The sequence below is a fragment of the Mycobacterium sp. NPDC004974 genome (assembly GCF_053600815.1).
Genome location: NZ_JBSGAQ010000004.1, coordinates 466,147 through 479,118, shown reverse-complemented (window position 1 = coordinate 479,118; position 12,972 = coordinate 466,147). Strand labels below are relative to the sequence as shown.

Sequence of the window (12,972 nt, the reverse complement as noted above, 5' to 3'; positions counted from 1 at the left end):
GTCGTCATGCTGCCGCGCTGGCAGCGCCGGTACGTGCCGGTGCTGCCAGCGGATCGGATAACCGAATAACAACAAAAAACGGCTGCCAGCAACACCTTTCAACGATGGGACCGACTCATGACCCAGACTCTCGACGACAGCGTCGGCGCCAACAGTGCCGGCCGGATGCGCGCGGCGGTGGTCACCGAATTCGGTGCACCGCTGCAGGTTTCCGAGCTCGACCTGCCGACGCCCGGACCGGGTGAGGCATTGGTCAAGCTGGAGACCTCCGGCGTGTGTCACACCGACCTCCATGCCGCACACGGCGATTGGCCGGTGAAGCCGAGCCCGCCGTTCGTACCGGGCCACGAAGGCTACGGCACCGTGGTGGCGCTGGGGCCCGGTGTGGCCGACCTGAAGGTCGGCGACAAGGTCGGCAACGCCTGGCTGTGGTCGGCCTGCGGCACCTGTGAGTACTGCCGCACCGGCTGGGAGACCCTCTGTGAACAGCAGCGCAACGGCGGCTACAGCGTCGACGGCAGCTTCGGCTCTTACATGTTGGTCAACGCCGCCTACGCCGCCCGGATCCCGGACGGCGCCGACCCGGTCGAGGTGGCGCCCGTCCTGTGTGCCGGGGTGACGGTCTACAAGGGCCTGAAGGTGACCGACACCCGGCCCGGCCAATGGGTGGCGATCTCCGGGGTCGGGGGACTGGGGCACGTCGCGGTGCAGTATGCCCGCGCGATGGGTCTGCGGGTGGTCGCGATCGACATCGACGACGCCAAGCTGGAACTGGCCGGTCGCCTCGGCGCGGAGGTGACGGTGAACGCCCGGACGTCCGACGCCGTGGCCGAGGTGCAGAAAGCCACCGGCGGCGTGCACGGCGTGCTGGTGACGGCGGTCCATCCGCAGGCGTTCGGCCAGGCCATCGGGCTGGCCCGCCGCGGTGGCACGATCGTGTTCGTCGGGCTGCCGCCGGGAGACTTCCCGGCACCGATCTTCGACATCGTGCTCAAGGGGCTGACGATCCGCGGCTCGATCGTGGGTTCGCGGCAAGACATGGTGGAAGCCCTCGACTTCTACCACCGCGGCCTGATCCATCCGATCGTGGAGACAACCTCACTCGATCAGATCAACGACGTATTCGACCGGATGGAACGTGGGCAGATCGACGGTCGGATCGTCATCGACTATCGGTAGCCGATGACAGACGGACGATGGCGCGAGTGGCCGGACGGCCTCCTCGCGGCGTCGTCGTGTCGACCTGTTTGTTAATGGCATTGGCGGACAACGTGATTCGGTCCAGCTGTGACGCTGGACAAATTTCGTCCGCAGGGTGATACTTCTTACTCAAAGGTTGGTTTACAGACCTTTAACGCGATTGGCCCGGCACGGAAGGCCGGCGTCGCCGAAGATAAAAGCGTTGCAAATGAAGGAGTTTGAAATGGCGGGTGTGGAAGAACACCTGGAGAGCGCTGACTACCTACAGAAACGTCAGCTCAAATCCGGAAGCGCGGGCTGGCTGCTGCTGGCCGGTCTGGGCGTCAGTTACGTGGTGTCGGGCGACTTTTCGGGCTGGAACTTCGGCCTCGAGCAGGGCGGCTTCGGCGGTCTGCTGATCGCCGTGGTGGTCATCGCCGCGATGTACTTCTGCATGGTGCTGGGTTTGGCCGAGCTGTCCTCGGCACTGCCCGCGGCCGGCGGCGGGTACACGTTCGCCCGTCGCGCGTTGGGCCCCTGGGGCGGTTTTGCCACCGGCACCGCGATCCTGATCGAGTACTCGATCGCGCCGGCCGCGATCGCCACCTTCATCGGCGGCTACGTCGAATCCCTTGGTCTGTTCGGCATTCACAAGGGCTGGTGGGTCTACCTGGCGGCGTTCGTCATCTTCATCGGCATCCACCTCGCCGGCGTCGGTGAGGCGTTGCGGCTGATGTTCGTCATCACCGCGATCGCGCTGCTGGGCCTGGTCATCTTCGCCGTGAGCGCCATCGGGAGCTTCGACGTCGCCAACCTGACCAACATCGCCCCCGACGCCGCCGCGGCCGGTGCTTCGAGCTTCCTGCCGCACGGCTACCTGGGCATCTGGGCGGCGATCCCGTTCGCCATCTGGTTCTTCCTGGCCGTCGAGGGCGTCCCGCTGGCCGCTGAGGAGACCGCCAACCCGGAGCGCAACGTGCCGCGCGGAATCATCGCCGCGATGACGGTCCTGATCCTCACCTGCGTCACGGTGCTGTTCCTGACCACGGGAGCCGGTGGGGCGGAAGCGATGTCGACTGTGGACGATCCGCTGGTGCAGGCCCTCGGCGGGACCGGTATGGCCGCCAAGGCGGTCAACTACATCGGCCTGTTCGGGCTGATCGCGAGCTTCTTCTCGATCATCTACGCCTACTCGCGGCAGACCTTCGCGCTGTCGCGGGCCGGTTACCTGCCCACGAGGTTGTCGGTGACCAACAAGCGCAAGGCCCCGACGCTGGCGTTGATCGTCCCGGGTGTCGTCGCCTTCCTGCTGTCGCTGACCGGTCACGGTGATCTGATCCTGAACATGGCGGTCTTCGGTGCGGCCCTGAGCTACGTGCTGATGATGATCAGCCACATCGTGCTGCGGGTGCGCGAGCCCAACATGCCGCGGCCGTACCGCACCCCGGGCGGGATCGTCACCACGGGCTTCGCCCTGGTCATCGCGGTCGTGGCACTGATCGCGACCTTCGTGGTCAGCCCGGTGGCCGCGGGTCTGTGCCTGGCTGTGTTCTGCGCGTTCATGCTCTACTTCGCGCTCTACAGCCGCCATCGTCTGGTGGCCAACTCGCCCGACGAGGAGTTCGCGATGCTCGCAGAAGCGGAGAGTGCCCTGAAATGAAGTACCACCAGCAGGTTTCGGGGGTGACCTACAGCTTCGACGGTCTGGTCGAGGTGATGGCCAAGGCCACCCCGCTGCGCTCCGGCGATCAGCTCGCCGGCTGCGCGGCCGAGCACGACGGTGAACGCGCCGCGGCCGCCTGGGTGCTCGCGGACCTGCCGCTGGAGGTTTTCCTCAACGAGGAACTGGTGCCCTACGACACCGACGAGGTCACCCGACTGATCATGGACAGCCATGACCGGCAAGCCTTTTCGGAGATCTCGCATCTGACCGTCGGCGGGCTCCGGGACTGGCTGATGGACACCGCGGCGCATGATCACAGCGCCGAGCGGCTGGCCGCCGTCGCACCGGGACTGACCCCGGAAATGGTTGCGGCGGTCAGCAAGATCATGCGCAACCAGGATCTGATCGCGGTGTCGGCCGCCGCGGAGGTGACCGCGGCGTTCCGGACCACCGTCGGTGCGCGCGGCACCCTGGCCACCCGGCTGCAGCCCAACCACCCGACCGATGACCCCCGCGGGATCGCCGCGGCGGTGCTCGACGGGCTGCTGCTGGGCTGCGGTGATGCGGTGATCGGGATCAACCCGGCCACCGACTCGCCGCAGGCCACCGCGGATCTGCTGTATCTGCTCGATTCGATCCGCACGCGCTACGACATTCCCGCACAGTCCTGCGTGTTGTCCCATGTCACCACCACGATCGGGTTGGTCGAGGCCGGGGCGCCGGTGGACCTGATGTTCCAGTCCGTGGCGGGCACCGAGGGCGCCAACTCCGCATTCGGGGTGAACCTGCAGTTGCTCCGGGAGGGCAATGAGGCGGCGCGTAGCCTGCGCCGCGGAACCGTCGGCGACAACGTCATGTACCTCGAGACCGGGCAGGGCTCGGTGCTCAGTTCCGGCGCACATCTGGGTGTCGGCGGCAAGCCGGTGGATCAGCAGACGCTGGAGGCCCGTGCCTACGCGGTGGCCCGGGATCTGCAGCCGCTCCTGGTCAACACGGTTGTGGGGTTCATCGGGCCGGAGTACCTCTACGACGGCAAGCAGATCATCCGGGCGGGCCTGGAAGATCACTTCTGCGGCAAGTTGCTCGGCCTGCCGATGGGTGTCGACGTCTGCTACACCAACCACGCTGAGGCCGACCAGAACGACATGGACAACCTGCTGACGTTGTTGGCCGCGGCCGGAGTGGCCTTCGTCATTACCGTGCCGGGCGCCGACGACGTGATGCTCGGCTACCAGAGCTTGTCGTTCCACGACGTGCTGACCACCCGGCGCACCCTGGGGCTGCGGCCGGCCGCCGAGTTCGAGGCATGGCTGCGCAGCGTCGGGATGGTCGACGACTCCGGCAAGCTGACCCCGTTCGACCTGGAGCGTTCGGTGCTGCGGTCCCTGACTTCCGCGGAGACGTCATGAGTCCCAACGAGATTGCGGTTCAAGAGTTCTGGGACGAGCTGCGCAAGACCACCCAAGCCAGGATCGGGCTGGGCCGGGCCGGCAACGCACTGCCGACGCGCCGGGTGCTCGAACTGGCCGCGGCGCATGCCGCGGCCCGTGATGCTGTGCACGTGCCGTTGGATGTCGACAAACTCTCCGGCGAGGTCCGGGCGGTGGGGATCGGTGAGCCGACCGTGGTGACCAGCAAAGCCACCTCACGCGACGAGTATCTGCGCCGGCCCGATCTGGGGCGGGAACCCGCCGAGGGCATGCAGGTGCCGGACACCCCGGCCGACATCGGCTTCGTCCTGGCCGACGGGTTGTCGCCGACCGCACTGGATCGTCACGGTGCGACGCTGCTGGCGGCGTTGGTGGCCGAGCTACAGGATCGCTACACGCTGGCCCCGCCGGTGATCGCGACGCAGGCCCGCGTCGCCCTCGGTGACCACGTCGCGGCCCGGGCCCACATGCGGACGGTGCTCGTCGTCATCGGGGAGCGGCCCGGTCTGAGTGTGGCCGACAGCCTCGGCATCTACCTCACTCACCTGCCGATGCCTGGCCGTACCGACGCCGACCGCAACTGCATCTCCAACATCCACCCGCCCGACGGCCTGGGATATGCCGAAGCCGCACGGGTGGCAGCCGGATTGGTCGACGGTGCGCTGGCGCTGGGCCGCTCCGGCGTCGACCTGAAGGACACCTCACGGACCTCGGCGCTCGGCACCCCGGGCCTCGCCGAATTGACCTAGTCGAACTCACCTGACAGGAACCCCCTTGATGACCTCACGCGCACCACTGTCCCTCCTTGTCGCTGCCGTGACGGCGGCGCTGACCGTCGCCGGGTGCGGCTCCGGCACCGAGTCGGCGCAGTCGTCGGGCACGTCCGAGAAGGACCCGGCGACTCCCGCCGCCTCCTGTCGCACGCTGGCAGAGAACCCCGGTTGGTACGGCGACAACCGGGACCGCATCGACGCGATGCTCGCGGATCTGGGGACCTGCGGGGCCAACGGCTCGGTGGCCGACGGTGCACCGCTCGCGCTGTTCGACTGGGACAACACGCTGGTCAAGAACGACATCGGCGACGCGACGTTCTTCTGGATGGTGCGCAACGGCAAGGTGCGGGCACCGGCAGGCGGTGACTGGTCGACCACCAGTGAATTTCTGACCCCGCAGGCCACCGCCGCGCTGTCCAAGGCGTGCGCCGCGGCCACACCGGGCCAGCCGATGCCGACCAACACCGATCTCGGGTGCGCCGATGAACTGCTGTCGGTCTACACCGAGGCGAAGACACGGGCGGATGAGCCGGCGTTCGCCGGGTTCAACGCCCGCCGGTTCGAACCGGCGTATGCATGGAACGCGCAGATGCTGGCCGGCTGGTCGGAGTCCGAGCTGACCGGTTTCGCCGAAGCCGCGCGCAAGGAGAACCTGGATGCGCCCGAGGGCACCGAGCAGAAGGTGGGCAGCGGCGAGGAGACCGGCTGGGTGCGCTACTACCCGCAGATGCGGGATCTGGTGGAAACGTTGCGCGCCAACGGCTTCGACGTGCGAGTGATCTCGGCATCGCCGGAACAGGTGGTCCGGGTGTGGGCGGCCGACCTCGGTTTCACCCCCGACAAGGTGATGGGGGTGCGGACCGAACTCGACGGCGGGGTGCTCACCTCGAAGATGGTGCCCTGCGGCGGCGAGACAGCCATCCCGTACATCGAGGGCAAGCGGTGCCGGGTCAATGAGGACGTCTTCGGAGTCAAGGGGCCCGCCGCGTTCGAGCAGCTGGCCGAGCCCAAGCGCGCGGCGTTCGGTGCCGGGGACTCCGACACCGACGTCACGTTCCTCACCGATGCCACCGCCCTGCGCCTGGTGCTCAACCGCAACAAGACCGAGTTGATGTGCTCGGCCTATGACAACGCCGACGGTCGCTGGTTGGTGAATCCGATGTTCATCGATCCGAAGAAGAAACAGGGCGACGCGTACGAGTGCGCGACCGAGGGCTACATCGAGCCCAGCGGTAAGGAAGCCCCGCTGCACCGTCCGGACGGAAGCGTGGTGCCCGACCAGCAGGACCGGGTGTCCTGACGCCGTGAGAATGCCGGCGTAGAGCTCGGAATTTCCCTCAGCAATTACACAGCCCGGTGACGGGGTGCCCTACAGAATTCGGGCGTCACATATGTGCCATGAGCGCAGATGAGGGGCAGCTGAAACTCAAGGGGCACAGCCGGATGCAGGTAACAAGTCTGTTACTTGGCGTCGCCGCCATCTCGGCGATGGCGGCGTTCGCGTTCGGGCATCCCGAGGGATTGCCTGCGGGGCAGAGCACCCCGCTCGCCGGATCTGGTGATGCGCCGACGAATACCGTGTTCACCCAGCCCGTGGTCGGCCCGATGAAACTCGGCAGCACGGTCACGGCGACCATCCCTCCGGTTGCGAAATAGGTTGTGGTGGAACGTATGTCAGCGCGCACTCGCGGAGTGGCGGTAGCCTTCGCAGCTCCGCTGGCGGCTCTCGCCATGAGCGGCGTCGCACACGCATCGTCGCCCGACGTCGTCGGCCAGAAGTACAGCGACGCATCGGGCGCTCTCAGCGGAGCCGGGTACTCACCGGTGGTGGAAACGACGGTCGGCGACCGCGAATCCTGGTCGGACTGCGTCGTCACCCGTCAACAGGACCGCACGGTGCAGCCGCCGCCCAACACCTCGGGCTCGGCGACCAAGCAGACGCTGGTGTCCCTCAACTGCGACAAGACAGTGGCATCGGCCACCGGACCTGGTAGCTCCGCGGCCAGCCCGGAGGGCCGCGCGGCGATCCAGGCTGCCCAACAGCAGGCCGCGCAGGACCAGGCGCAGGCCGAGAAGAAGCACTAGACCGGCCTCGGTGACGGCCGCCCCTCAGGGCAGGGCGGCCTCCTCTGACGGCAATGCCGCCGGGCCGGTGATGTTCGGATGCGCCTTCGCCGTCGCCATGGCCAGCGGCGCCCGTACACCCGTTGTCGTTGTGGCGCCCAATGTCATGGACGCCGAGGCCACGGTGGGGGGAGGCGGGGGCGAGTGGAAGGCCACCGGGGCGCTGTGGTCGGCCGGCGTCGCGCTCAACCACGCCAGCGTCGCCACGGCGCCTCCGCCGGCGATTGCTGCAATCCTTCGGATGCTGAAGTTCATTTCGGCAGTCACGGTGCTGAGCCCTTCGTTCCTCCAGTTGGGTGTTGTCAATGCCATCGGCCACCCCAGTGCACGCCTGGAATCTGGGAGTTGCGATGCGGCTGTGGTGTGAGTTCTCTAGGAGCGGCGTTGAACGCCGGGTGACCTGAGGCGGGGCTTTGCGGCCCAGCCTCCGCGCGAGGCCCGCAAGGGCGTTTTGACCTGCCCCGACGCCGACCGGTAAGCTGCTCCGTTGGTGTGTGCTGCCCATTGGGCGGTTCTCCCGGGTCAACGTCGGTCGCCGGGAGGGCTGAATGCATGCGCCGCGACCGGCACCCCGGGTCAGCCTGGGAATCAACCCGAGATAGAAGAGGTATGCGCTGTGCCTACGTACACGCCGAAGGCGGGTGACACCACGCATCAGTGGTACGTCATCGACGCCCAGGACGTGGTGCTCGGCCGGCTCGCCGTCGAAGCAGCCAAGTTGCTCCGCGGCAAGCACAAGCCGACATTCACGCCGAATGTCGATGGTGGCGATTTCGTCATCGTCATCAACGCCGAGAAGATCGCCGTCAGCGGCGACAAGCTCACCAAGAAGTTCGCTTACAGCCACTCGGGTTACCCGGGCGGTCTGCGCAAGCGCACCATCGGCCAGCTGCTGGAGAAGCACCCGACCCGCGTCGTCGAGAACGCGATCATCGGCATGTTGCCCCACACCAAGCTCGGTCGGCAGATTCAGAAGAAGCTCAAGGTCTACGCCGGTCCGGATCATCCGCACGCCGCGCAGCAGCCGGTTCCGTACGAGATCAAGCAGGTGGCCCAGTGACCGAAACGATTGAGAACGGCGACGTCGTCGAAGCCGTGACCGAAAGCGTCGAGGTGGTGGAGCAGGAGCACCGCGAGCCGGTCATCATCGACCGCCCGATCCAGACCGTCGGCCGCCGCAAGGAGGCCGTGGTGCGGGTTCGCCTGGTGCCCGGCACCGGCCAGTTCAACCTGGACGGCCGCACCCTGGAGAACTACTTCCCGAACAAGGTGCACCAGCAGCTGATCAAGGCCCCGCTGGTGACCGTCGACCGCCTCGAGCAGTTCGACATCTTCGCCCACCTCGATGGTGGCGGCCCCTCGGGCCAGGCAGGCGCCCTGCGTCTGGCGATCGCCCGTGCGCTGATCCTGGTGCAGCCGGAGGACCGGCCCGCCCTCAAGCGCGCCGGCTTCCTGACGCGTGACCCGCGTGCCATCGAGCGCAAGAAGTACGGCCTCAAGAAGGCCCGCAAGGCGCCTCAGTACAGCAAGCGCTGATCTGTCGCCTTACGGCCGAACGAACCCGCCGGGTGTGTCCTGTACACACCCGGCGGGTTTGTTTTGTACACACCCGGCGGGTTTGTTTTGTGTGCCCCCGGGCCGTCGCCGGTTCGGGCGCCGCCGCTTTCTACGCCAGGGCTGTTCTCCTCGCTCTGCACGACCCTGAGGTAGAAACCGGCGTCATCGCCCGTGTTCCTGGCGACGAATTTCGGGCCGATGACCTCGGCAGATGCTCACCTGAGGCAACTTTCTCGCAGATTCTCGTTTGAGGACCGCCGCGGAGTGGAAGACCACTGGGTGGAGAGCAGGGGGCTGCTTTGTGTCAGCAGGGTTGTGCCCGCAGGACCTTCCTGCCACCGGTAGACGTCGTACCGACGTCGGGGGACCGGATGCCGCTTTCCCACCGGAAGGAGTAATTGTGGGGAACTTCGTGAAGACGGCGACTGCGGGCGCGATGCTCGGCGGGTCGCTGCTGTTTACCGTCGGGCTGGGTATCGCGCACGCGGCGCCGAACACGGCCGGCGACGGCAAGGTGAATCTCACGCTCGGCACCGTCTCGGTTCTGGAGAATATCGACGACGCCGCAGCCGCCCAGATCGCGGCGGGGGTGTGCGAGAACACCGACACCGCATCGCTGACCACCGCCGTTCAGGGGGTCGACGCGAACGGTACCGACCATGTCGTCTGCACCAACAACCTCGGGACCATCTCGTTCAGCCAGAACGGCACGGCTGAGCTGCCGGGTAACGCCCCGCAGGGGACCGCGCCGCACAGCCTCGCGCCGACGACGGCACCCCCGATGACGCCGGGAGGCACCCACTCGTCGTCAGGCACTGACGGCAGCTAACGATTTGTCGCCGATCCCCGCCCGCGAATCAGCCCGCGGGTGGGGACGCGGTGATGACACAGTCGAGTATCACGATGGCGTATCAATTGAGCCCCGGGATGGTCGCTGACCTCGTCGGTTGTGTTTCAGACAGCCAATTATGAGAAGTTTGAGGGCATGGGTCGACTGTTCGGCACCGATGGGGTGCGCGGAGTCGCCAATCGCGATCTGACTGCTGAACTGGCAGTTGCACTCGGTTCGGCGGCGGCACGGCGTCTCGGCAATTCGGCGGGACGCAGCCGGCGGGTCGCCGTGGTGGGTCGTGATCCGCGGGCCAGCGGCGAGATGCTGGAAGCCGCGGTGATCGCCGGTATCACCAGCGAGGGTGTCGATGTGCTTCGGGCCGGCGTGCTGCCGACACCTGCCGTGGCCTACCTGACCAGTGCGTATGACGCTGATTTCGGTGTGATGATCTCTGCGTCGCACAACCCGATGCCCGATAACGGCATCAAGATCTTCGGTCCCGGCGGGCACAAGCTCGACGACGCCGCAGAGGACCGCATCGAGGAGCTCGTCAACGGTGGCCCGGGCCTGCGTCCGACGGGGGCAGGCATCGGCCGGGTGCTCGACGCCGAGGACGCGATGGACCGCTACCTGCGCCACGCCGCCAAGGCCGTCACCACCCGGTTGGAAGGCCTCACCGTGGTCGTCGACTGTGCCCACGGTGCCGCCTCGACGGCCGGTCCGCGCGCCTACCGGGCCGCTGGAGCGAACGTCATCGCGATCAACGCCGAACCCAACGGGCTCAACATCAACGACGGCTGCGGATCGACCCACATGGAGGTCCTGCAGGCCGCCGTCGTCGAGCACGGCGCCGATCTGGGGCTGGCCCACGACGGCGATGCCGACCGGTGTCTGGCGGTGGACGCCGGAGGCCGGGTCATCGACGGCGACGCGATCATGGTCGTGCTCGCGCTGGCCATGCGGGAAGCCGGCGAGTTGGCCTCCGACACGTTGGTGGCCACGGTGATGAGCAATCTGGGATTGCACCTGGCCATGCGGGCGGCCGGTATCGAGGTCCGCACCACAGGTGTGGGGGACCGCTACGTGCTGGAGGAACTGCGGGCCGGCGAGTTCTCGCTCGGTGGTGAACAGTCCGGCCACATCGTGTTGCCCGGCCTGGGCACGACCGGTGACGGCATCGTCACCGGCCTGCGGCTGATGTCGCGGATGGCGCAGACCCGCACCACCTTGGCCGGCCTTGCCGAGCCGATGCGCACGCTGCCGCAGGTTCTGATCAACGTTGCGGTCGACGACAAGGCCGCGGTGGCAAAGGCACCGTCCGTGCAGTCCGCGGTCGCCCAGGCCGAGGCCGAACTCGGCGACACCGGCCGAATCCTGTTGCGGCCCTCGGGCACCGAGCAGGTGGTCCGGGTGATGGTCGAGGCCGCCGACGAGAACACGGCCCGACTGGTCGCGGTGCGGGTGGCCGAGTCGGTCAGCGGCCACTCAGCCTGAGGGAACCGAACAGCGCCCGGTTGCGTCTAAACCGGGCATGGGAGATGTAACTGCCGCGCGCGTCGACGCCGAGGCGCTTCTGCAGGTGGCACGACAATTCGGTGCTGCCGCCGAGATCATAGAGGCCGGCGCCCAGGTGCGGCTGCGGTTCGACGGCGCGACGGCCGGCCGGGTGCACACCGCGTCGGGTGAGTCGCTGCGGGCCGCGCTCGAAGAGCGGATCGCGCCACTTCTCCAGTGGGCCCGGGCGGCAGGCGAGGTTGTTGCGGTACTGCGGAACACCACTGACCGTTACCTCGCTGCAGATGCCGGCGCGGCCGCCCGGGTGGGCTGAGACGTGGCCCAAATCGGTGATGTCGCACGACGTTTGGATCAGGGGCAGCCTGCGGTCGAGACTTTTGCCGAGTTCGTGTCGGCCTGCGGCCTTGTGGGCTACCAGCATCCGGACCTCACCGCGCACGTCGGCCAGGTGCAGGACTGGTACGGCACGGAGGACGGCCTGGACCTGCGGACGCTGGACGCCGACTGCACGGCGCTGGCGGCGGTCGCGGAGTCGGCCGAACAGGCACTGCGGCTGCAGGACGATCAGCTGACCGCACTCGAGCAGGCATGGCAGGGACGCGGCGCACAGGCCGCGCGGGAGTTTCTGCACCGCCAGGGCGGCGCGGCCCAGCAGGCGGTCGCCGCCGTGCGCAGGGCCGCCGACACCCTGGCCGCACTGCATGAGCAGTTGTGGCGGGCAGTCGACACCAAGGTTGCCGTGACCGAGCGGATCGAGGCACGATGCGCGGCACAACGCCAGGACTGGTTGGCCGCGGCGCGCATCGTGCGGGCGGGGCTCGGAGATCGCGACGCAGCCAGTGAACTGATCGACGCGCAGGTGAAACCGTTTGTCGCCAACGACATCGGCGCCGACTGGGTGCCGGCGATGCGCTCGGCGACCGCTGCGGTGGCCGACGCCTACGCCGCGGCGATCGCGGCTCTCGCCGATGGCCCGGCTCCGGTGTTCGAGATACCCGGCGATCTCGGACCGTCGTTGACACCGCGGATCGGCGCGGTGGCTCTGGCGGATCCACGGGTGGGCAGTGCCGGGTCGGTTCCCGCGGGATTCGTACCGTCGGCCGGTTCCGGCCCGGCGTCGTGGACGTCCCCGGCCGGCGCGGTGAGCCTGCCGCCGCCGGCCCCTCAGATTGCCTCTACGGCACCAACTCTCGCACCGCCGGCGATCGATCCGGTGACCCCTGTGATACCGCCGGCGACCAATCCCGCCGCAGCCGATCCGGCCGCCGGATGGGGCTCGCCGCCGGGTGGCGGACTGCCCGGGGCCGGGTTGTCAGGCATGGGATCCGGGGTGTCCGGCCTCGGTCAACAACTCGCCGACTTGTTCGGCGGGCTGATCGGATCAACCGCGGACGGATCGCTGGGGTCGAGCGCCGACACCTCGCTGCCCGGGCAGCTCGACACACCGGAGATCGCTGACCCGGCCGATGGTGCCGATGATGCGGACAGCCTCGACGAATCGAGCGACGAGGACGAAGACCGCGATGACGAGACCGCCGAAGATGCTGCCGAGGAGGACACCGACTCGGACGCGGCCGCCGATGATCAGGCGGTCGAGGCGGATTCGACCGCCGTACCGGCGCCTGCCGACACCGCCGTCGAACCGCAGTCCGAACCGCGGCCCGCCGCCGCGGTTGCTGCGCCCGGGGTCCCGACCCCGCCGGCCGCGCAGACGGCGGCACCGGCAGGCGAGAGTCCGTGTGAGATCGCCGCCGACGAGCTACCGCAGGTCGGCGGCTAGATGTCTGCGTCAAGTCGGATTTTGATCCCTGCCAGTGGGACTTTTGGCACCAGTGGGCCATCTCGGTGTTAGACCGTATTGAGACGTGAGTAACGGTCGCCGCGAAATTTCGGAGGGGG

At 67.9% G+C, this 12,972-nt stretch carries 14 protein-coding genes; all 14 read left to right on the top strand.

Features of this window, described 5'->3' with window-relative positions; all coding sequences use genetic code 11:
• Positions 1-117 precede the first annotated feature (117 nt).
• The 14 genes from adhP to ACWEFV_RS13120 all read left to right on the top strand — a co-directional run bounded on the left by adhP (position 118) and on the right by ACWEFV_RS13120 (position 12,853).
• Entirely contained in the window at positions 118-1,179 is a 1,062-nt protein-coding gene (adhP, locus tag ACWEFV_RS13185) for an alcohol dehydrogenase AdhP (protein WP_286174681.1), read from the top strand.
• Between the two features lie 244 nt (positions 1,180-1,423).
• Positions 1,424-2,839: an ethanolamine permease gene (gene eat / locus ACWEFV_RS13180; RefSeq protein ID WP_135452953.1), complete on the top strand. Its 1,416-nt coding sequence runs from the start codon at positions 1,424-1,426 to the stop codon at positions 2,837-2,839.
• On the top strand, positions 2,836-4,251 hold the full coding sequence (locus tag ACWEFV_RS13175) for an ethanolamine ammonia-lyase subunit EutB (protein WP_135452954.1): 1,416 nt from the start codon (positions 2,836-2,838) through the stop codon (positions 4,249-4,251). Before eat ends, ACWEFV_RS13175 begins: the two co-directional genes overlap by 4 nt.
• Positions 4,248-5,021: an ethanolamine ammonia-lyase subunit EutC gene (eutC, locus tag ACWEFV_RS13170; RefSeq protein ID WP_450070472.1), complete on the top strand. Its 774-nt coding sequence runs from the start codon at positions 4,248-4,250 to the stop codon at positions 5,019-5,021. Before ACWEFV_RS13175 ends, eutC begins: the two co-directional genes overlap by 4 nt.
• Before the next feature lie 28 nt (positions 5,022-5,049).
• Entirely contained in the window at positions 5,050-6,345 is a 1,296-nt protein-coding gene (locus ACWEFV_RS13165; protein WP_135452956.1) for an HAD family hydrolase, read from the top strand.
• A gap of 98 nt (positions 6,346-6,443) precedes the next feature.
• Entirely contained in the window at positions 6,444-6,701 is a 258-nt protein-coding gene (locus ACWEFV_RS13160; protein ID WP_450070471.1) for a hypothetical protein, read from the top strand.
• A gap of 15 nt (positions 6,702-6,716) precedes the next feature.
• On the top strand, positions 6,717-7,130 hold the full coding sequence (locus ACWEFV_RS13155; RefSeq protein WP_135452958.1) for a hypothetical protein: 414 nt from the start codon (positions 6,717-6,719) through the stop codon (positions 7,128-7,130).
• A 10-nt stretch (positions 7,131-7,140) separates the two neighbouring features.
• Entirely contained in the window at positions 7,141-7,536 is a 396-nt protein-coding gene (locus ACWEFV_RS13150) for a hypothetical protein (protein WP_450070470.1), read from the top strand.
• Between the two features lie 249 nt (positions 7,537-7,785).
• Positions 7,786-8,229 carry a 50S ribosomal protein L13 gene (rplM, locus tag ACWEFV_RS13145; protein ID WP_135452960.1) on the top strand — a complete coding sequence of 148 codons (444 nt, stop codon included), beginning with the start codon at positions 7,786-7,788 and terminating at the stop codon, positions 8,227-8,229.
• A 35-nt stretch (positions 8,230-8,264) separates the two neighbouring features.
• The gene (gene rpsI / locus ACWEFV_RS13140; RefSeq protein ID WP_135459887.1) at positions 8,265-8,705 is read left to right on the top strand and encodes a 30S ribosomal protein S9; all 441 of its coding nucleotides are present in this window, start codon (positions 8,265-8,267) and stop codon (positions 8,703-8,705) included.
• Positions 8,706-9,126: 421 nt separating this feature from the next.
• The gene (locus ACWEFV_RS13135; protein WP_135452961.1) at positions 9,127-9,555 is read left to right on the top strand and encodes a hypothetical protein; all 429 of its coding nucleotides are present in this window, start codon (positions 9,127-9,129) and stop codon (positions 9,553-9,555) included.
• Positions 9,556-9,711: 156 nt separating this feature from the next.
• A complete protein-coding gene (gene glmM / locus ACWEFV_RS13130) occupies positions 9,712-11,052 on the top strand; it encodes a phosphoglucosamine mutase (protein ID WP_135452962.1) in 1,341 nt (446 codons plus the stop codon).
• A 37-nt stretch (positions 11,053-11,089) separates the two neighbouring features.
• A complete protein-coding gene (locus ACWEFV_RS13125; RefSeq protein ID WP_450070469.1) occupies positions 11,090-11,386 on the top strand; it encodes a type VII secretion target in 297 nt (98 codons plus the stop codon).
• Positions 11,387-11,389: 3 nt separating this feature from the next.
• The gene (locus ACWEFV_RS13120) at positions 11,390-12,853 is read left to right on the top strand and encodes a hypothetical protein (RefSeq protein WP_450070468.1); all 1,464 of its coding nucleotides are present in this window, start codon (positions 11,390-11,392) and stop codon (positions 12,851-12,853) included.
• The last annotated feature ends 119 nt before the right edge of the window (positions 12,854-12,972 follow it).